Origin of the sequence: Caballeronia sordidicola, from assembly GCF_000729995.1 — a bacterium.
Classification (GTDB): Bacteria; Pseudomonadota; Gammaproteobacteria; order Burkholderiales; family Burkholderiaceae; genus Caballeronia; species Caballeronia sordidicola_A.
This window is the reverse complement of record NZ_JNFG01000018.1, coordinates 105,165-123,514: the sequence shown is the minus strand read 5'-3', so window position 1 is coordinate 123,514 and position 18,350 is coordinate 105,165. Positions and strand designations below refer to the sequence as shown.

The following is an 18,350-nucleotide window of genomic DNA, read 5'->3' as shown; positions in this document are numbered from 1 at the left end:
TGTGCGTCATATCGGCTGAAGGCATTCACACCGAGCAAAAACAAGGAACCGCAGCGAAATGAATCCCCAGAACCTTGGCCTTGTGCCGACCGTCATTGAACACTCCGGGCGCGGCGAGCGTGCTTACGATGTCTATTCGCGGCTGCTGCGCGAACGCATCATTTTCCTGGTTGGGCCGGTGACGGACCAGACCGCGAGCCTGATCGTCGCGCAGTTGCTGTTTCTCGAAGCGGACAACCCCGAGAAGGACATCGCGCTGTACATCAATTCGCCGGGCGGTTCGGTCTACGACGGCATGGCGATCTTCGACACCATGCAATTCATCCGGCCCGATGTCTCCACGCTTTGCACCGGATTCGCCGCGAGCATGGGTACGTTCCTGCTGACCGCGGGCGCGAAGGGCAAGCGTTTCGCGCTACCCAACGCACGCATCATGATCCACCAGCCCTCGGGCGGCTCGCAGGGCACAGCGGCCGATATCGCCATCCAGGCCAAGGAGGTGCTGTATTCGCGCGGACGCCTGAACGAGATCATGGCGGAGCGCACGGGGAAGAGCGTGGAGCAAATTGCAGTCGACACCGACCGCGATAATTTCATGTCGGCGGATCAGGCGCGGGAGTATGGATTGATCGATGAAGTGCTGACTCAGCGGGCTGCCTGATAAGGCGAGAGCGGCAGCTTCAGCTCAAAAAACCGCGGCACAAATGACGAAGCCTCGCAGTTTCCGCTGCGAGGCTTCGTTTTCAGCTTGGTGCGTGAGGTCGGACTCGAACCGACACGACATTGCTGCCGTCAGGACCTAAACCTGGTGCGTCTACCAATTTCGCCACTCACGCGCGTTTATGCGGCTAGTTTAAAGCGGGTTCGGGAGGCTGGGGAGCGTGTCATCCGTGCCCAACCGCCTTGTACTACCTACCGCGCTTATCAACTTCGGGAAGGAAAATTTCCCGGCGACACAGGTGCGTGCGTCGCGCCAAGCCCGGCATTCTAACCGAATCGATGCCCAATGTCTCCCTGCGCAATATGCATGCGGAGATACCTACGCGACTGGCCGGTAGAACTCGAATCCGCAAGGGGCGTGAGGCCGCGCACATGTGCATTCCGCGAAACCCGCGATGGCGATGAACATGGCCGATCCATCGATGACCGGCATGAAGAAGGACGATCTGCCGTTGCCGCAGACACCGTGGGCAGTGGGCGCTACGCATGTTCCACACAGAACCGCTGATGCGGCCGACGCAACTATTGCGCTCGACAAGGTCGTCGCACTCGGGGTGCCAAGCGGGCTTCAAGGATGGCTACGACATCGCGTTGCCGACCACCGCCGAAGGTGTCTACACCATGTCGTACTTTCCCGCTGATCCTGAAGCCGACCGTACGTTGCACATCGATAGATACAGCGGCCAGATCCCGACGATGCTGATTGTGTGGCTATCGGACCGCTTGCTGTTCAGTCCCGGCAAGGTTGTGGACACGCGATGAGCAAGTAGCCGACTGACTGCTCATTGCCAACCTATCTCGAACCGAACTTCAATCGCGTAAGTTGTTCGGCTTCGTTCGCCAGCAGCGTGGCGGCGTCGCGGATCGCGACTTCCAGCGTGATCGGCCCGGGCGCGGGCGAAAAACAGCCGCTGAAATGCTCGGACAGACGCGGTAACGCAGCCGGATCGATAGCGCCGGACAGCAGCGACGCCTCCACGCCATGCGCACGAGCGTGCTGACACGCGATGAACGGCGCCTTGCCGTGCAGCGTCTGGACGTCCGAGCGTCCTTCGCCCGTGATCAGCCAGTTCGCGCCATCGAGCGCCGCATCCAGCCCTACTTCCCGCGCGACCACTTCCGCGCCGGCCTCGAAGCTCGCACCCAGCATATGCAGCGCAAAGCCCAGCCCACCCGCCGCACCTGCGCCCTGTTTATCCCGCCCGCTAAGTTGCAGCGCCGGTTCGAGCAGATCGGCGAAATGGCCGAGTGCTGCATCTATCGTGGCGATCTGGTCGGGCGTCACGCCTTTTTGCGGTCCGAAAATCGCCGTCGCGCCGTGCTCGCCGGTAAGCGGATTGTCCACGTCGGACATGCCCGTGAATTCGGCGTCGCGCACGCGCGGATCGAGCCCCGTCGCGTCGATGCGCGCAATTCGCGCAAGCTGCGAAGGCACCGGGTCGAGCGGTTTGTTGTCTGCATCGAAAAGTTTCAGGCCCAGGCCGACCAAAAGCCCGGCACCACCGTCGTTAGTGCTGCTGCCGCCCAGCGCCACATAGAACTTGCGCACGCCAAGATCGAGCAGCGCGCGGATCGCTTCGCCCATGCCGAGCGTGCTGCGCTCGGCGACCGGCACGGCCATGCCGTCCGGGTCCGTGATTCCCACGACCTCCGCCGTTTCCAAAATCGCGCTGCCGTCCGCCAGCAAACCCGTCACGGCGTCGCGGCGCTTCGCCGCCGCGCCGCGCACGTCGATCAGGCGCCGCTCGCCGCCTGCCGCGAGCATGGCGTCGAGCGTGCCTTCACCGCCGTCGGCCATCGGCACGATGCGGATGACCGCGTCGCTGCGCGCGCGCCGGATACCGCTCGCAATGGCCTCCGCGACCTGTTCCGCGCTGAGCGAACCCTTGAACGAATCTGGCGCGATGACAACAACGGGGAGAGGGGGAGAGGCGGAAAAACCGGCAGGCTGGGTGTTCGGCATGATGTCTCGAGTTATGAATTTGCTTGAAATCTAGCGACACGGCCCGAAATAATCAAACCTTATGCGCGTACGGCATGCTTTCGATTCGCGCAGGCAATGAAACGCGCCCCGTAACGGACTACAACGGGGCCGCACGTGCGTTCGGAATTGCACAGGCCGGGACGGAGCTGAAGCGGCATCACGGTGACAGACGACCCTGAAACTGGCACCAAAATCGCGAAAATGGGCCGGATTTGCCAGTGAATTTGCCAGTATTTGGCAGGGCAGACCCTGATCCGCCACGACCCTTGCAAATAGTTTGGTAAAATGTTTGGCTCGGTTGACTCAAACCGGCGCGTACGGCTTCCTGTCACGGCTTGGCGGATCTACGGTATTGAGCGTTGGCCACTTGGCAAAGGCTCAGTCAGGCTGCTTGCATTGTTCAGGAACTGTGAGGCGCCGTGCGCCTATCGTGGCGCGAGATCGAACCAGAACTGACCCGACACACGAACCCGAATACTCGATTTACTTTAGGACGATAGAAGCCATGGCTAACGTTGTTGAAAACCTCGGCAAGCTCGAACGCCGTGTGACGATTTCCCTGCCGAAAGATACGGTGCAAAAGGAAGTGGATTCGCGTATCCGTCAGCTGGCGAAAAACGTGCGCATGCCGGGTTTCCGCCCGGGCAAGGTGCCGCTCAAGATGGTGACGCAGCAGTACCAGGGCCAGGTTGAAGCCGAGGTGCTGAGCGACAAGGTAGGCAAGGAATTCTTCGACGTCACGCGCACCGAAAACCTGCGTGTGGCCGGCCAGCCGAGCTTCGCGCCCAAGGGCGGCGAAGTAGCGGATGACTACGCGTTCGACGCAACTTTCGAGGTGTATCCGGAAGTGAAGGTCGGCGACGTGGCAACGGCTGAAATCGAACGCACGGTCACGACCATCTCGGAAGCGGAAATCGACCGCACGCTGGAAATCCTGCGCAAGCAGCGCGTGCACTACCACGCACGCGGCGAAGGTGGCGAGCATGGCGACGGTGGTGCTGATACGGCAGCTAAGGACGGCGATCGCGTGACAATGGACTTCGTCGGCAAGCTCGACGGCGTGCTGTTCGAAGGCGGCAGCGCTGAAGACTTCACGTTCGTGCTGGGCGAAGGCCGCATGTTGCCGGAATTCGAAACCGCGGCGCTCGGCCTGAAGATCGGCGAATCGAAGGAATTCGACCTCAAGTTCCCGGACGACTATCACGGCAAGGACGTGGCCGGCAAAACGGCCCAGTTCACCATCACGATGAAGAAGATCGAATGGGCGCACCTGCCGGAAATCGATACCGAATTCGCGAAGTCGCTGGGTGTGGAAGATGGCGATACGACCAAGATGCGCGGTGAGATCAAGGACAATCTGGAGCGTGAAGCCAAGCGCCGCACGCAACAGATCGTGAAGAACCAGGTCATGGACGCGCTGCTGAAGATCTCCGAACTCGACGTGCCGAAGGCGCTGATCGAGCAGGATCAGCAACGTCTGGTCGAAATGGCACGTCAGGATCTGCAACAACGCGGTGTACCGAACGCAGCCGATGCACCCATCCCCGCAGAAATGTTCGCGGAACAAGCTGAACGCCGCGTCAAGCTGGGCCTGGTTCTGGCCGAATTGGTCAAGACCAACGACCTGCAGGCGAAGCCGGAACAGATCCGCGCGGAAGTCGACGAATTCGCGAAAAGCTACGAGGACCCGAAGGAAGTCGTCCGCTGGTATTATTCGAATCAGCAGCGCCTCGCCGAAATGGAAGCGTATGTTGTGGAAAGCAACGTCGTGGACTTCGTGCTCGGCAAGGCCCGAGTGAGCGACAAGGAAGTAAGCTTCGAAGAATTGGCCAGCGCGACGGCGCAAGCGTAAGCAGCGTCGACAAGGCGTGCAGGGCCGTCGAGGTGACGGGCCGGCACGCCTTTTTTGCATTTCGGTTGTGTTGGTCCTGGTTGCCCAGTTGTGCCGTTTTTCGGATGTTCCTTTGTCGTTCAGTATCCCTATTCCGAACAAGGAAATTGCATGACCTTTCGCGCTCAATTGCTGGACACGCTCGCGTCGAACGCACCGCATGATTTCGAAACCAAGGCGCTCGGTCTGGTGCCCATGGTGGTTGAAACGAGCGGCCGCGGCGAACGTGCCTATGACATCTATTCGCGCCTGTTGAAAGAGCGCCTGGTGTTCCTGGTCGGCGAAGTGAACGACCAGTCGGCCAACCTGGTCGTCGCGCAGTTGCTATTCCTCGAAAGCGAAAACCCCGACAAGGACATCAGCCTGTACATCAACAGCCCGGGTGGCTCCGTGTCGGCGGGCATGGCGATTTACGACACCATGCAGTTCGTGAAGCCGGATGTCGCCACGCTGTGCATGGGACTGGCCGCAAGCATGGGCGCTTTCCTGCTGGCGGCGGGCGCCAAGGGCAAGCGCGTTGCGCTGCCCAACTCGCGAGTGATGATTCACCAGCCACTCGGTGGCGCGCGCGGGCAGGCGTCGGACATCGAAATTCAGGCTCGGGAAATCCTGTACCTGAAGGAACGTCTGAACCAGTTGCTCGCGCACCATACGGGCCAGCCGGCGGAACGTCTCGCACGTGACACCGACCGCGACAATTTCATGTCCGGCGATGACGCACAGGCGTACGGTATCGTCGATCAGGTTCTTCACAAGCGTCCCTGAACGGGCGTCCTTAACCGGGCGTCGGCCGGTCGTTGGGGAATAACGGGCCGGCTGTTCCGTTTTTGTCCATACGGACGTTGCGGTTTCGGGCCAGACCGCCAACGGCGGCGCGGCAACCCAAACCGCGCGCACGGCTTGCGCCAACGCGGAAAACGGCGTCAAAGCACACGCCACACGCGCTTTTGCCCTACGCACAGGCCATTTCTGCGTAGGTGAATCGAGCGGCGTATTATGTAATCGAGTGTCCGGAGGCTCGCACATCCATGGCGGACAAAAAAGGTTCAAACAGCGAAAAGCTGTTGTATTGCTCGTTCTGCGGCAAAAGCCAGCACGAGGTCAAGAAGTTGATTGCAGGTCCTTCTGTGTTCATCTGTGATGAATGCATCGACTTGTGCAATGAAATCATCCGCGACGAAGCTGCCGGCGCGGCGGAAGAGGCTGGCCTGACGAAGTCGGATCTGCCCAGCCCGCAAGAGATCAGCGAGATCCTGAACCAGTACGTGATCGGTCAGGAACGCGCGAAGCGGATTCTTGCAGTGGCGGTTTATAACCACTACAAGCGTCTTAAGCATCTCGAGAAGAAAGACGATATCGAGCTGTCGAAGAGCAACATCCTGCTGATCGGACCCACGGGTTCAGGCAAGACGCTGCTCGCGCAAACGCTCGCGCGCATGTTGAACGTCCCGTTCGTGATTGCAGATGCAACCACGCTGACGGAAGCCGGTTATGTTGGCGAAGACGTTGAAAACATTATTCAGAAGCTGCTGCAGAACTGTAACTACGAAGTCGATAAAGCCCAGCGCGGCATTGTCTACATCGATGAAATCGACAAGATCAGCCGCAAGTCGGATAACCCGTCCATCACGCGCGACGTGTCGGGCGAGGGTGTCCAGCAAGCATTGCTGAAGCTGGTCGAAGGCACGATGGCTTCGGTGCCCCCGCAAGGCGGCCGCAAGCATCCGAACCAGGACTTCATCCAGGTCGACACCACCAACATTCTGTTCATCTGCGGCGGCGCGTTCGACGGCCTTGAAAAGGTCATCATCGATCGTACGGAAAAGACCGGCATCGGTTTTGGCGCAAGCGTGAAGAGCAAGGTGGATCGCGACGCGGGCGAAGTGCTGCGTGAAGTGGAACCGGAAGATTTGATCAAGTTCGGTCTGATTCCCGAGCTGATCGGCCGTCTGCCCGTTGTGGCGACGCTCGGCAAGCTGGATGAAGACGCGCTGATCAAGATCCTGACCGAGCCGAAGAATGCGCTGGTGAAGCAGTATCACAAGCTGTTCAACATGGAACGCGTTGACCTGGAGATTCGTCCGGGCGCGTTGAAGGCTATTGCGTTGAAGGCAATTCGTCGCAAGACGGGTGCGCGTGGTCTGCGGTCCATTCTGGAACAAGCGTTGCTGGACGTGATGTACGAGTTGCCGGCAATGAAGGGTGTAAGCAAGGTTATCGTGGATGACAATACAATCGATGGCGATGGCAAGCCGCTTTTGATCTACGAAGACACGCCGAAGGTAGCAGGTTCTAACTGAGTTGGGCTGTGTGTCGGCGAAAAGCCGTTCATGGCAACGTGAACGGCTTTTTGTTTATTTTTCGGATATCTTGTGGACGTTACTGACACGTTACTGAGGCGAATTTTTTCGATTCACTGATCTTTTCCCACACGCTTAAGGCTTGCAATCCATTTTGACGGCCTTATTTACGACTGAACTGATTCCACTACTGGGGAAATGAAAATGTCAGGAACCCAACTCCTCCCGCAGGAACGTATTACTCTCCCGCTGCTTCCGCTGCGTGACGTAGTCGTTTTCCCGCACATGGTGATTCCGCTTTTTGTCGGACGACCCAAATCGATCAAGGCACTCGAAGCCGCGATGGAAGGTGGCAAGCACATCATGCTTGTCGCCCAGAAGACCGCTGCGAAAGACGAGCCGACCGAAAAAGACATGTACGAAGTGGGATGTATCGCAAACATCCTGCAAATGCTGAAGCTGCCGGACGGTACCGTGAAGGTGCTGGTCGAGGGCTTGCAGCGTGCCAAGACGCTCACCATCGAAGAACAGGAAACACAGTTTTCCTGCGATGTGATGCCGCTTGAACCCGACCATGCCGACAGCGCTGAAACTGAAGCGTTGCGCCGCGCGATTGTGTCGCAGTTCGATCAGTACGTGAAACTCAACAAGAAGATCCCTCCTGAGATCCTGACGTCGCTGTCGGGTATCGATGAAGCGGGTCGCCTGGCTGACACCATCGCCGCGCATTTGCCGCTGAAGCTCGACCAGAAGCAGCACATTCTCGAGATGCTCCCGGTTGTGGAACGTCTTGAACATCTGCTTGCCCAGCTCGAAGCGGAGATCGACATTCTTCAGGTCGAAAAGCGCATTCGTGGACGCGTGAAGCGTCAGATGGAAAAGAGCCAGCGCGAGTATTACCTGAACGAACAGGTCAAGGCGATCCAGAAGGAATTGGGCGAAGGCGAGGAAGGTGCGGATCTCGAAGAACTCGAGAAGCGCATCACCAACGCGCGCATGCCCAAGGAAGCCAAGAAGAAGGCCGACGCCGAGCTGAAGAAGCTCAAGCTGATGTCGCCGATGTCGGCTGAAGCGACAGTCGTGCGCAACTACATCGACACGCTGATCGGCTTGCCGTGGCGCAAGAAGAGCAAGGTCAACAATGACCTCTCGAATGCGGAACGCGTGCTCGACGAAGATCACTTTGGCCTCGAGAAGGTCAAGGAACGGATCCTCGAGTATCTTGCGGTCCAACAACGGGTTGAAAAGGTCAAGGCGCCTATCTTGTGCCTCGTCGGGCCTCCGGGCGTAGGCAAGACCTCGCTGGGCCAGTCGATCGCCCGCGCAACGAACCGCAAGTTCGTGCGCATGGCGCTTGGCGGCGTGCATGACGAGTCCGAGATTCGTGGACACCGTCGCACGTACATTGGGTCGATGCCCGGCAAGATCCTGCAGAGCCTGTCGAAGATCGGCGTGCGCAATCCGCTTTTCCTGCTCGACGAAGTCGACAAGATGGGCATGGATTTCCGCGGCGACCCGGCGTCCGCTTTGCTTGAAGTGCTCGATCCGGAACAGAACCATACGTTCGCCGATCACTACATCGAAGTCGATTTCGATTTGTCGGACGTGATGTTCGTAGCGACGTCGAACTCGCTGAACATTCCACCTCCGTTGCTCGACCGGATGGAAGTGATTCGCCTCTCGGGTTACACCGAGGACGAGAAGATCAACATCGCGCAGAAGTACTTGTTGCCCAAGCAGGTCCGCAACAACGGCCTCAAGGCTGGCGAGATGGATCTCACTGAAGAAGCGATCCGCGACATCATTCGCTACTACACGCGTGAAGCCGGTGTGCGGTCGCTTGAACGCGAAATGTCGAAGATCTGCCGCAAGGTCGTCAAGATGCTTCTGCTGAAGAAGGCGGAAGGCGCGGTTCGGATCGACGGCAGCAATATCGACTCGTTCCTCGGCGTGCGCAAGACCGACTTCGGTCTGGCCGCGAAGGAGAACCAGGTCGGTCAGGTGACGGGTCTCGCGTGGACGGAAGTGGGCGGCGATTTGCTGACCATCGAAGCCGCGGTCATGCCGGGCAAGGGCAGCATCATCCGCACGGGTTCGCTCGGCGATGTGATGAAGGAATCGGTCGAGGCAGCGCGTTCAGTGGTGCGTTCGCGTTCGCGTCGTCTGGGGGTATCGGATGAGGCGTTCGAGAAGAAGGACATCCACATCCACGTGCCCGAAGGCGCGACGCCCAAGGACGGTCCGTCTGCCGGCATCGCCATGACAACAGCGCTCGTGTCCGTGCTGACCGGCATTCCGGTTCGCGCAGACGTGGCAATGACGGGCGAAATCACGTTGCGCGGCGAAGTGTTGCCTATCGGCGGATTGAAGGAGAAGTTGCTGGCGGCGCATCGCGGCGGCATCAAGCTCGTGCTGATTCCGGAAGAGAACACGAAGGATCTGGCTGAAATTCCGGACAACGTGAAGAACTCGATCGAAATCGTTCCGGTTCGCTGGATCGACAAGGTGCTCGAGCTCGCGCTCGAACGGGTTCCTGCAGCACTGCCGGAAGAAGAAGCCAAGCCGGCAACGCCTGCTGTTGCGGAAAAGAAGGACACGCCCGCAGCGGGTGAGTTCGTGAAGCATTAATGAGTAGGCAGTAAGCGCCCGTCGAGGCGCGGCCCGAAGCGGTCGCGCCGGAATCGAGCGAACCAAAAACCCGCGTGGTCAGTGTGAACTGACCACGCGGGTTTTTTTATTGATGCGTCCAACGTGCGTTTTAGCGCCCCGGAATTCAAGCTGACGCCCTCTGATTAGGCTCAATCCGGGTTGACACCTGTCTTTCGGCTACTTCTAATGACCGCCGCACTTGGCGGCTTCCGGGGCCCGTGCTCAAGTAACCTGTCGTGAACCTACTCTTTGCAGTATCGCCCAACCACTAACCATTATTCGGGGGATCACAATGAACAAGACGGACCTGATCGACCATATTGCGCAACAAGCTGATATCTCTAAAGCGGCGGCCAGCCGGGCGCTCGAAGCCTTGATCGGCGGGGTCAAGACGACCCTGAAGAAGGGCGGGTCGGTGACGCTCGTCGGCTTCGGCACCTTTGCCGTGGGCAAGCGGACAGCGCGTATCGGCCGCAATCCCCGTACCGGCGATGAGATCAAGATCAAAGCCGCAAAGGTTCCGAAATTCCGCCCTGGCAAAGCACTAAAAGATGCGCTAAACTAGCGGACTCGCTGGATACGGACCGGTTTGAAACGGTTTCAAATCTGGCAAAGCGGATCACACACTTTGCATAACCGGTGTGAAGATCGCTTGAGAAGATCACCTAAGAAGATTGCTTGAAAAGATCGTTTGAAAAGATTGTGAAGCGGGGTGCTTAGCTCAGTTGGTAGAGCGGCGCCCTTACAAGGCGTAGGTCGGCGGTTCGAGCCCGTCAGCACCCACCACCGTTTCGCAAGTAACGTCTGAAGAAGTTCGGAGCAGTAAAAGGAAACCCGCATAGCTATTGGCTCTGCGGGTTTTTTATTGTCTGCGGAGGCTGCAACAAATGCGCTTGAAGAAGCGCTTTGGCGGCGGCTTCTGCACCAGGATGTCGAGTTCGGCGCCATGCTCGTCGACCGCTCGCCATAGCAGATAGGATTCGCGTCGCAGAGTGATAAACATCTACCCGATGACCTCAGCCAGCAAACGATGACCGCTGCAGAGCGATTCAGATATTTTCATCACGCTTGCTTCTGCTTGATTGCATCAAATTCCTTGTCATGCATCACATCTGCGACCGAGCGACCCGCACGTACCGCCTGCACCATGGCATCTTGTCGACGGGCGATACGCTCGCCAAGCTCGATGACTTCTTCGATCCGATCGCCTGGGACGAACACTGTTCCGCATCGGTCGGCAATGACGAAATCATCTTGTCGCACGACGACACCAGCAAAGCGGATCGGCTGGGCCGCCGACAGTTGTGCCAACCGGTTGCGCGCGCTGATCATCGTGATCCCGCGCCCATAAACCGGATAGCCGATCGACTCGCTGCCTTCGATGTCCCGGCTTACGCCATCGATCACCGTGCCACGCACGCGCTTGAACTGCGCAGCGTTAGCGATGATGTCGCCCCAGCAGGAGATTCCTTCCGTTCCGCCGGCAATGACCAGCACACGATCATCGGTGTCAATCTCGGCAATCACCGGCGTGATGATGTGTGCCTTTTGCTGTCCGTCAGCTTTGGGTCCCAACTGAATGGTGCTGGCGCGGCCAACGATTTTCGGGCAGTCCCATAGTGGTTGAATGCCGAATGTCGCTCCGTCCAGACCGAGGAAGTCCAGCGCGTCTGACACCGTGTTGGTGTCGAGCGCCGCGAGGCGGTCGAGTAACGAACGCTCTGCCATGGCAAGCCTCATGTGGTTGTGAGGAGGCCAGTCTCACACTGACAGTTCGATATGTATATTTCGAATTTCGGAATAGATTGATACGTGGAGGCTATGAGGAAATCGCTTGATCAAACAGGTCTTTTTCCAGCCTTTAGCAGGGTGACTACCGCATCCACCAGTGGGTTTTCCCGCGCCGTGCTCCAGGCCATTGCCGTTGTCACCACACTCACGTTCTCCCTCAGCGGCCGGAATACGACGTTCTCAGGTGCGAGCTTCTTCAGCGACGCCGGCACTAATGCGATGCCCTGGCCGCATCCTACGAACGCGACCTGAGACGCGACAGAGCGCACCTCGTGAAGTATCCGCGGTGAAAACCCATTTGCGCGGCACGACGCCACCAGACTGTCGAAGTACACGGGACTCACCTTGCGCGGAAACATCACGAAATCTTCACCCGCGAGGGAGGCGAGCCGGATGCGTGAAGTACCGGCCATCGGATGCTCCCGTGGCATCGCCACCGCAAGGCGATCCTGCGCCAACGCAAGTGACTGGATCGTCCCTCCCAGCTCGCCCTCGAGCCTGACAAAGGCCAGATCGATGTCGCCGGTTTCAAGCGCTGGAATGGCTTCGGCGCTGTCGATCTCTTTTACCGATACGGTCAGCTGCGGGTAGTCGGCCTTCAGCCGTTCGATCAGCGGCGGCAGGATATCGAGCATAGCTGACGATATCGCCCCAATGGTCAGCACACCGCTGCGCCCGGCAACGGCCTCGTGTACCGCGAGCTCGAGCCGCTCGAGCTGCTCCGCGAACTTGCGTACGGCCGGCAGGATGGCCGCGCCCACCGGGGTGAGATACGTGCCGCGCCGGGAGCGTTCGAAGAGTTTTACTTTCAATGCCTGTTCCAGCGCCTGGATCTGCTCGGTCAACGGGGGCTGGGACATGTCCAGGCGCTTGGCCGCACGCCCGAAGTGCTGCTCCTCGGCGACCGCCAGGAAGAGCCACAAATGACGGATAAGCCGGAAGTTGATCATGATCGTTTGATAGGTTTGGCGTATCAGATGCTTCAATTCTTCGGAATTTACATATCGGACTGTATGCGCGAACTTACGTCATCGCAACCACATCACGGCACTGCCATGACTAAAAACTCCCTGCGTGACCTGATTGCCGAAGTGATGCACGACCGGGAATTCGAAGCCATCGAAGAAGGAAACAAGTGATGAATCACGAAGATCAAGAGTTGGTCGCCCTGTTCCAGGGACTGGATACGCCCGGCGTCTCGGATGCGATGGACAAGCTGGGTTTGCCTGGTCAATGCCTCGGCATCGCGCCGCTCGACAACTACCCGGGCGTGATCGTCGGACCTGCGTTCACGGTCAAATATGTATCGGCAAGCACGCCCGCGGGAACGGTCGGCGATTTCATTGAAGACGTGGCCGAAGGCGACGTGATGGTGATCGACAACAACGGGCGCACCGACTGCACCGTGTGGGGGGACATCATGACCCAGTACGCTGGCGCCCGGAAGATTGCCGGCACGGTCATCGACGGTGTGTGTCGTGATGTGAGGAAGGCGCTGGGCGACAGTTACCCTCTGTTCACCAAGGGCCGTTTCATGCGCACTGGAAAAGACCGGGTTCAGGTCGAGGGCGTCAACGTACCGGTGTCGATCGGTACGGCCCGTGTTTGCGCGCGCGACATTGTCGTTGCCGACGCCAACGGTGTCGTGGTTGTGCCGCGTGATCGCGTACGCGAAGTGGCGGCGATCGCGCGCCAGATCGAGACCGTCGAGGCGGACATCCGCACACAGATATCCCAGGGCAAGACACTGAAGGAAGCACGCGAAGCGCTGGGCTACCACACACTGCAGCGGAAGGCGTCATGAGCCACGCAAGTGCACCCTTGCCATTGCCATTGCCCTTGCCCGCGGACTTCGCGGCCCGAGCGCGCGCACTCGGCAGCTCCACGCTCTACGAAGCATCTGGCTTGCCCTGTGCGGTCGACCCGCTCGTGCGTGGCATCTGGAACGGCGCATTCATCGCCGCCCCTGCGTACCCACTGGTGTGCTCGCCGGGTGACAACCTGGCCATCCATATCGCCCTGGAGCGCGTGCCGCGCGGCTGCGTGCTCGTGGTCGGCACCGGCAACTTCGTGGCCGGCTATTGGGGCGAGGTGCTCACGGTCGCTGCTGAAGCAGCCGGTGTGGTGGGACTCGTCATCGACGGTGGTGTGCGGGATGTAGCGGCCGTGACGGCCCGGCGTTTTCCGGTGTTCGCACGCGGCATCTCGGTTCGCGGCACCGTGAAGGCCAGTGCCCCTTCGGTTGGGCAACCTACTATGTTCACCGGCGTGCCGGTCGCCGCAGGCGACCTGGTGATAGCCGATGACGACGGCGTCATCATCATCCCGGCGGCTGATGCGCAACGCACGCTCGTCGATGGTGAAGCACGTGCGTCGAAGGAAGCCACGATGATGCGGCAACTCACGCAAGGGGCGAGCACGCTTGAATTGCTAGGCCTGACACGCTGGAGAAGCGCATGAATACGGACCAGCAAACTCTGAACATCCACCTGGCTCAGGCACAACCTTCTGCCACCTATCGCATGATGGATCGCGTCGCCGCACGCCGTGCTTGCGGTGCCAAGGTCATCTCGCTGAGCGCCGGTGAACCGGATTTCGACACGCCCGCGCACATACGCGAGGCCGCCATCGAGGCGATTCGTGCAGGGCACACGCGCTATACGCAGGTCCCCGGTATGCGCCCGCTTCGCGAAGCGGTAGCGGCAAAGTTTCGCAACGAGAATGGCCTTGATGAAGTCACCTGGCAGGACACGATCGTCTGCAGCGGCGGCAAACAGGTGATCTACAACGCGCTGGCGGTTACCCTCAACGAAGGGGATGAGGTAATTGTGCCCGCACCTTACTGGGTGAGCTACCCGGAGATGGTCCAGCTGTGCGGCGCGCGGGCGGTCATCGTGACCTGCGGGAGCGAGAGCGGATTCAAACTCACTCCACGGGCGTTAGCCGATGCAATCGGACCCCGCACGCGATGGTTGATTCTCAACTCGCCTTCCAATCCCACGGGCGCGGTCTACACCCGGGACGAGCTTGCGGCTCTCGCCGAAGTACTGCTTGCTCACCCGCATGTGCTGGTGCTCTCCGATGATATCTACGAGCACCTGATTTTTGACGGCGCCCCGTTCCACACGATCGCCCAGGTCGAGCCGCGTCTGATGTCTCGTACGTTGACGATGAATGGCGTGTCCAAGGCATATGCAATGACGGGCTGGCGCATCGGCTTCGGGACCGGACCGCGTTGGCTGCTCGATGCCATGGAGACGCTGCAAGGACAGCAGACCTCGGGCGCCAGTTCTATCTCACAGCATGCAGCAATTGCGGCGCTCACGGGTCCGCAGCAATTCATCGGCGAAACGTGTTCCGTGTTTGAGCAGCGGCGCGACCTCATGGTGCGATTGCTCAACGAGACACCAGGATTGTCCTGTCCTACGCCAAGTGGCGCGTTCTACGCGTTTGTGTCGTGCGAGGGCCTGATGGGACGCACGACGGCTGTGGGCACAAAATTAAGTACCGACGACGACGTGGCGGCCGCGCTGCTGGATGAGGCCAACGTGGCCGTCGTGCAGGGCAGTGCGTTTGGACTTGCTCCGTATATCCGCATTGCGTACGCGTTGGACGACGAGGTGTTGATCGAAGCATGCCGGGCGATCAAGCGCTTCTGTCAGTCGTTGTAACCGGCTTCGTGCACGACCGGACCAACCGGAATCGGACCCTTTGCAAACAAAGCGGCTCGCAACTCTGATGCACACAGTGCTGTTATTGAACCCAACCTGGAGCATTTATGCCATCCCCGACAGTTTGTGCCGTGCCCCAATCGACTAACGCTTTAATGATGTCATCGAATACAGAACTCACGAAGACAAGCATTGAGTTGGAGGTGCTGGGCGTCAGGCTGAAGCTTGCTGTCATGTATCGACCCGGGGAAGGGGCGCCAGTTTTATTTCTGCACGGCTTCGGGTCAACCAAAGAAGATTACGCGGATGTCGTTCTAAATCAGGCGTTTGACGGGCGTCCTATCATCGCTTATGACGCTCCCGGCTGTGGTGAAACCGAATGCGCCGATTTGAGCGCAGTGTCCATTTCGTTCCTCGTTGAAACGGCACGCCATCTGCTCGCGCACTTCGCCGTGATCGACTTCCATTTGGTCGGACACTCGATGGGTGGACTGACCGCGTTGATGTTGGCTGACGCAGAACCAACCCGCGTTCTAAGCTTTATCAACATTGAAGGTAACGTCGCTCCGGAAGATTGCTTTCTGAGTCGCCAGATCGCGGATTTTCCTACCGGGAACGCTGAGGTATTTTTCGAGAACTTCATTGAAAGGACGTGGCATTCGCGCTACCACTCCTCTGCGCTTTACGCTGCGAGCCTTCGGCATAAGGTACGGGCAGCCGTTGTTAGGGGCATCTTCACGTCGATGGTCGAGCTATCTGACCACGGAGACCTTATGAGGCGGTTTCTGTCACTTCCGTGTCCGCGAATGTTCATGCATGGCGAGCAAAACGACGGCTTGTCCTACCTGTCCAGCCTCCGGGAAAACGGCGTGAGGGTCGCGAGGGTTCGTTCCTGCGGACACTTCCCGATGTACTCAAATCCGGTTGAGATGTGGAGCATGATCGCGGACTTCTTCAGGTTTCCTGATGAATAGTGTCAGAGGTTAATTTGCCACCGTGCTATGGCGGTCAGATCTGTTTTTCGTTGGCAACTCCTTGAACGAGTCAGGGTGTTGTGCTTCATATCCTGGAACTCGGACTGGAACGGGAGAATCGCATGAATATCAACATTCAAAAACTATTGCCGATCAGCGCCGCGGCGATTCTGTCAGGAATGCTCGGAACGACCGCGGTAGCAGACGAGGTCGTCAAGATCGGTCACGTCGCGCCGTTGACCGGCGGTATTGCCCATCTGGGCAAGGATAACGAAAACGGCGCGCGCCTCGCAGTTGAAGAAATCAACGCCAAGGGTCTGACGATCGGCGGCCAGAAGATCACGCTTGAACTCGACGCGCAAGATGACGCCGCTGATCCGCGTACTGCGACTCAAGTGGCGCAAAGGCTCGTTGACGATAATATCGTCGCCGTGGTCGGGCACCTGACCTCGGGCACTTCAATACCGGCCTCAAAGATCTATAGCGATGCGGGTATCGTGCAGATTTCACCGTCGTCGACCAACCCGGGTTACACGCAGCAAGGCTTCAAGACGACGTATCGCGTGGTGGCAACCGACGCGCAACAAGGACCGGCGCTCGCCAAATACGCTTCCGGGGACCTGAAGCTGAAGAGCGTCGCGATCGTCGATGACTCGACCGCTTACGGTCAAGGTCTCGCTAACGAATTTGAAAAGACGGCGAAGTCGCTCGGCATGAACGTCATGTCACACGACGCGACCAACGACAGGGCTGTCGACTTCCGCGCGATTTTGACGAAGATCAAGGGAGAAAACCCCGATGCGATCATGTATGGCGGCTCAGATGCCACGGGAGGTCCGTTCGCGAAGCAGGCGAAGCAGCTCGGCCTGCGTGCGAAGGTGTTGGCGGGAGACGGCTTGTGTACCGACAAGCTGTCGGACCTCGCTGGCGATGCTACCGACAACGTAGTCTGTTCGGAAGCAGGGTTGGCGCTAGAGAAGATGGTGGACGGCAAGGCGTTCGAAGCGAAGTACGAGAAGCGTTTCGGCCAGCCGATCCAGATTGATGCTCCGTTTGCTTATGACGCTGTGTACATCATCGTTGATGCAATGAAGCGTGCACAATCGGTCAATCCGGCGAAGATCCTCGCGGCCATGCCGAGCACGGATTACAAGGGTGTGATCGGCGAGACGACCTTCGACTCGAAGGGGGACCTGAGGCACGGCGTGATCTCTCTGTACGGCTTCAAAGCAGGCAAGAAGACGCTGCTCGATGTCGTGAAAATGTAATTGCGCGGGTCGACGGATGGCAATTTTCGCGCCATCCGATAAGCATTAGCAATCGTTGGAGCTTGATACGCATGACCCGCATCGCCGCCTACACCAATACAACGATCTTGCCAAACTGGCCGTTGTTCTCCAGATAGCGATGTACCTCGATCATCTCGTCGAACTCGAAGGTGCGGTCAATGATGGGTTTGAGCGCACCGCTCTCGAGGCCTTTGACGATGAACTCCACCGCCGCCTTGCGGCGTGTTTCGTCGCCGCTTGTCAGCCAGATGTTGTGCGCCTTGACGGTGATCATCTTGGCAATCATCGCGAGCACCGGTATCGGCGTATCGCCCTCGGCAAGTGCTCCATAGATATAGGCCGTGCCCTGGAACGATAGCGCGGATATCAACTTCGAAAAGTTTGGACCGCCGACCGGATCGAACGCAACCCGGGCGCCCTTGCCATCGGTGATGCGCATGACTTCCGCCAGCATATCGACTTCATCGGTGGCAATGACGTGCGCGGCGCCGGCTTCGAGCAACTGCTTGCGCTTCGCTGAAGTTCGCGTTAAAGCGATGGAGGCCGCGCCGGCATAGTTGGCGATCTGGATTGACGCGAGCCCGACGCTACTGGATGCGGCGGGGATGATGACGAAGTCCCCGTGTCCTACCTTGGCGTCTTCGATCAGGGCGCCGTAGGCCGTCACAAACATCATCCAGATCGATGCCGCTTCGGCAAACGAGATCGATTTGGGATGCTTAACAACGGCGTAGCCCGGTACGGTAATAATCTCACCATAGGTGAAGTATTGATTCATCGAGAACGACGGGATCACGCTGACCTCGTCTCCCACCGCGACGCTGTCTACCTCCGCGCCGACCGCATCGACGACGCCAGCGGCTTCGTAACCGAGACCCGCCGGAAACTGGACGGGTTCGATGTAGATGTCGGTACGCCACATGGCTTCGGCGCGATTGATCCCGATGGCCTTCACCTTTATACGCACCTCGGTCGGACCTGGCTGGCGTACGGGTGTGTCGACGAAATCGAGAACATCGGGGCCACCGGCCCGGGAGAACTGAATGATGCGTGCCATGTGAGCCTCTTGGAATGAGTGAAT

17 protein-coding genes, 2 tRNA genes and 1 pseudogene are annotated in these 18,350 nt (G+C 59.0%); 14 read left to right on the top strand and 6 right to left on the bottom strand.

Annotation, left to right across the window (positions count from 1 at the left end; genetic code table 11):
• Positions 1 to 58: 58 nt before the first annotated feature.
• Complete coding sequence (gene clpP, locus FH08_RS0118375) at positions 59 to 661, top strand: ATP-dependent Clp endopeptidase proteolytic subunit ClpP (RefSeq protein ID WP_031359737.1); 603 nt, start codon at positions 59 to 61, stop codon at positions 659 to 661.
• Between the two features lie 88 nt (positions 662 to 749).
• On the opposite strand, the gene FH08_RS0118370 is transcribed toward clpP (FH08_RS0118375), so the two are convergent.
• Positions 750 to 836 (bottom strand) — tRNA-Leu (locus tag FH08_RS0118370).
• Positions 837 to 1,206: 370 nt separating this feature from the next.
• Here FH08_RS0118370 and FH08_RS0118365 point away from each other — a divergent pair.
• Positions 1,207 to 1,482, top strand: a complete 276-nt coding sequence (locus FH08_RS0118365) for a hypothetical protein (protein WP_031359736.1) — start codon at positions 1,207 to 1,209, stop codon at positions 1,480 to 1,482.
• A gap of 31 nt (positions 1,483 to 1,513) precedes the next feature.
• On the opposite strand, the gene FH08_RS0118360 is transcribed toward FH08_RS0118365, so the two are convergent.
• Positions 1,514 to 2,683, bottom strand: coding sequence for a glycerate kinase (locus FH08_RS0118360; protein ID WP_031359735.1), 1,170 nt, complete (start codon positions 2,681 to 2,683; stop codon positions 1,514 to 1,516).
• 526 nt (positions 2,684 to 3,209) lie between these two features.
• Here FH08_RS0118360 and tig point away from each other — a divergent pair.
• The 6 genes from tig (at position 3,210) to FH08_RS0118330 (ending at position 10,330) form a co-directional block, all read left to right on the top strand.
• Positions 3,210 to 4,556 carry a trigger factor gene (gene tig, locus FH08_RS0118355; RefSeq protein ID WP_031359734.1) on the top strand — a complete coding sequence of 449 codons (1,347 nt, stop codon included), beginning with the start codon at positions 3,210 to 3,212 and terminating at the stop codon, positions 4,554 to 4,556.
• A gap of 150 nt (positions 4,557 to 4,706) precedes the next feature.
• Positions 4,707 to 5,360 (top strand): ATP-dependent Clp endopeptidase proteolytic subunit ClpP, encoded by a 654-nt coding sequence (gene clpP, locus FH08_RS0118350; RefSeq protein ID WP_031359733.1) that lies wholly within the window; start codon positions 4,707 to 4,709, stop codon positions 5,358 to 5,360.
• Between the two features lie 263 nt (positions 5,361 to 5,623).
• A complete protein-coding gene (gene clpX / locus FH08_RS0118345; protein WP_031359732.1) occupies positions 5,624 to 6,895 on the top strand; it encodes an ATP-dependent Clp protease ATP-binding subunit ClpX in 1,272 nt (423 codons plus the stop codon).
• 204 nt (positions 6,896 to 7,099) lie between these two features.
• Positions 7,100 to 9,523, top strand: a complete 2,424-nt coding sequence (gene lon / locus FH08_RS0118340) for an endopeptidase La (RefSeq protein WP_031359731.1) — start codon at positions 7,100 to 7,102, stop codon at positions 9,521 to 9,523.
• A gap of 313 nt (positions 9,524 to 9,836) precedes the next feature.
• Positions 9,837 to 10,109 (top strand): HU family DNA-binding protein, encoded by a 273-nt coding sequence (locus tag FH08_RS0118335; protein ID WP_031359730.1) that lies wholly within the window; start codon positions 9,837 to 9,839, stop codon positions 10,107 to 10,109.
• Positions 10,110 to 10,254: 145 nt separating this feature from the next.
• A tRNA-Val gene (locus tag FH08_RS0118330) sits at positions 10,255 to 10,330 on the top strand.
• Positions 10,331 to 10,430: 100 nt separating this feature from the next.
• Here the strand turns inward: FH08_RS0118330 and FH08_RS53420 are convergent.
• The 3 genes and pseudogenes from FH08_RS53420 to FH08_RS0118315 form a co-directional block, all read right to left on the bottom strand.
• Positions 10,431 to 10,547, bottom strand: a pseudogene (locus FH08_RS53420) (IS6 family transposase); the annotation flags it as partial.
• 59 nt (positions 10,548 to 10,606) lie between these two features.
• Positions 10,607 to 11,272 (bottom strand): RraA family protein, encoded by a 666-nt coding sequence (locus FH08_RS0118320; protein ID WP_031359729.1) that lies wholly within the window; start codon positions 11,270 to 11,272, stop codon positions 10,607 to 10,609.
• Between the two features lie 110 nt (positions 11,273 to 11,382).
• The gene (locus FH08_RS0118315; protein WP_031359728.1) at positions 11,383 to 12,285 is read right to left on the bottom strand and encodes a LysR family transcriptional regulator; all 903 of its coding nucleotides are present in this window, start codon (positions 12,283 to 12,285) and stop codon (positions 11,383 to 11,385) included.
• Here FH08_RS0118315 and FH08_RS0118310 point away from each other — a divergent pair.
• The 6 genes from FH08_RS0118310 (at position 12,259) to FH08_RS0118285 (ending at position 17,248) form a co-directional block, all read left to right on the top strand.
• The gene (locus FH08_RS0118310) at positions 12,259 to 12,474 is read left to right on the top strand and encodes a hypothetical protein (RefSeq protein WP_031359727.1); all 216 of its coding nucleotides are present in this window, start codon (positions 12,259 to 12,261) and stop codon (positions 12,472 to 12,474) included. The two genes, FH08_RS0118315 and FH08_RS0118310, sit on opposite strands and share 27 nt — an antisense overlap.
• Positions 12,474 to 13,139, top strand: coding sequence for an RraA family protein (locus FH08_RS0118305; protein ID WP_031359726.1), 666 nt, complete (start codon positions 12,474 to 12,476; stop codon positions 13,137 to 13,139). The genes FH08_RS0118310 and FH08_RS0118305 overlap by 1 nt, the downstream gene beginning before the upstream one ends.
• Entirely contained in the window at positions 13,136 to 13,795 is a 660-nt protein-coding gene (locus FH08_RS0118300) for an RraA family protein (protein ID WP_031359725.1), read from the top strand. The genes FH08_RS0118305 and FH08_RS0118300 overlap by 4 nt, the downstream gene beginning before the upstream one ends.
• Positions 13,792 to 15,006 (top strand): pyridoxal phosphate-dependent aminotransferase, encoded by a 1,215-nt coding sequence (locus tag FH08_RS0118295; RefSeq protein WP_031359724.1) that lies wholly within the window; start codon positions 13,792 to 13,794, stop codon positions 15,004 to 15,006. Before FH08_RS0118300 ends, FH08_RS0118295 begins: the two co-directional genes overlap by 4 nt.
• Before the next feature lie 158 nt (positions 15,007 to 15,164).
• Positions 15,165 to 15,980 (top strand): alpha/beta fold hydrolase, encoded by an 816-nt coding sequence (locus FH08_RS0118290; RefSeq protein WP_031359723.1) that lies wholly within the window; start codon positions 15,165 to 15,167, stop codon positions 15,978 to 15,980.
• A 122-nt stretch (positions 15,981 to 16,102) separates the two neighbouring features.
• Positions 16,103 to 17,248: a branched-chain amino acid ABC transporter substrate-binding protein gene (locus FH08_RS0118285; protein WP_031359722.1), complete on the top strand. Its 1,146-nt coding sequence runs from the start codon at positions 16,103 to 16,105 to the stop codon at positions 17,246 to 17,248.
• An 88-nt stretch (positions 17,249 to 17,336) separates the two neighbouring features.
• Here FH08_RS0118285 and FH08_RS0118280 read toward each other — a convergent pair whose 3' ends face one another.
• The gene (locus FH08_RS0118280; RefSeq protein WP_031359721.1) at positions 17,337 to 18,326 is read right to left on the bottom strand and encodes a zinc-dependent alcohol dehydrogenase family protein; all 990 of its coding nucleotides are present in this window, start codon (positions 18,324 to 18,326) and stop codon (positions 17,337 to 17,339) included.
• Positions 18,327 to 18,350: the final 24 nt, after the last annotated feature.

Excerpts from the sequence above, each read along its gene's own strand:
- FH08_RS0118360 (WP_031359735.1), bottom strand. The coding sequence starts at position 2,683 with ATGCCGAACACCCAGCCTGCCGGTTTTTCCGCCTCTCCCCCTCTCCCC.
- FH08_RS0118285 (WP_031359722.1), top strand. The coding sequence starts at position 16,103 with ATGAATATCAACATTCAAAAACTATTGCCGATCAGCGCCGCGGCGATT.
- FH08_RS0118320 (WP_031359729.1), bottom strand. The coding sequence starts at position 11,272 with ATGGCAGAGCGTTCGTTACTCGACCGCCTCGCGGCGCTCGACACCAAC.
- FH08_RS0118280 (WP_031359721.1), bottom strand. The coding sequence starts at position 18,326 with ATGGCACGCATCATTCAGTTCTCCCGGGCCGGTGGCCCCGATGTTCTC.
- tig (WP_031359734.1), top strand. The coding sequence starts at position 3,210 with ATGGCTAACGTTGTTGAAAACCTCGGCAAGCTCGAACGCCGTGTGACG.
- FH08_RS0118305 (WP_031359726.1), top strand. The coding sequence starts at position 12,474 with ATGAATCACGAAGATCAAGAGTTGGTCGCCCTGTTCCAGGGACTGGAT.
- FH08_RS0118365 (WP_031359736.1), top strand. The coding sequence starts at position 1,207 with ATGTTCCACACAGAACCGCTGATGCGGCCGACGCAACTATTGCGCTCG.
- FH08_RS0118290 (WP_031359723.1), top strand. The coding sequence starts at position 15,165 with ATGTCATCGAATACAGAACTCACGAAGACAAGCATTGAGTTGGAGGTG.
- FH08_RS0118310 (WP_031359727.1), top strand. The coding sequence starts at position 12,259 with ATGACGGATAAGCCGGAAGTTGATCATGATCGTTTGATAGGTTTGGCG.
- clpX (WP_031359732.1), top strand. The coding sequence starts at position 5,624 with ATGGCGGACAAAAAAGGTTCAAACAGCGAAAAGCTGTTGTATTGCTCG.
- clpP (WP_031359733.1), top strand. The coding sequence starts at position 4,707 with ATGACCTTTCGCGCTCAATTGCTGGACACGCTCGCGTCGAACGCACCG.
- FH08_RS0118315 (WP_031359728.1), bottom strand. The coding sequence starts at position 12,285 with ATGATCAACTTCCGGCTTATCCGTCATTTGTGGCTCTTCCTGGCGGTC.
- lon (WP_031359731.1), top strand. The coding sequence starts at position 7,100 with ATGTCAGGAACCCAACTCCTCCCGCAGGAACGTATTACTCTCCCGCTG.
- FH08_RS0118300 (WP_031359725.1), top strand. The coding sequence starts at position 13,136 with ATGAGCCACGCAAGTGCACCCTTGCCATTGCCATTGCCCTTGCCCGCG.
- clpP (WP_031359737.1), top strand. The coding sequence starts at position 59 with ATGAATCCCCAGAACCTTGGCCTTGTGCCGACCGTCATTGAACACTCC.
- FH08_RS0118295 (WP_031359724.1), top strand. The coding sequence starts at position 13,792 with ATGAATACGGACCAGCAAACTCTGAACATCCACCTGGCTCAGGCACAA.
- FH08_RS0118335 (WP_031359730.1), top strand. The coding sequence starts at position 9,837 with ATGAACAAGACGGACCTGATCGACCATATTGCGCAACAAGCTGATATC.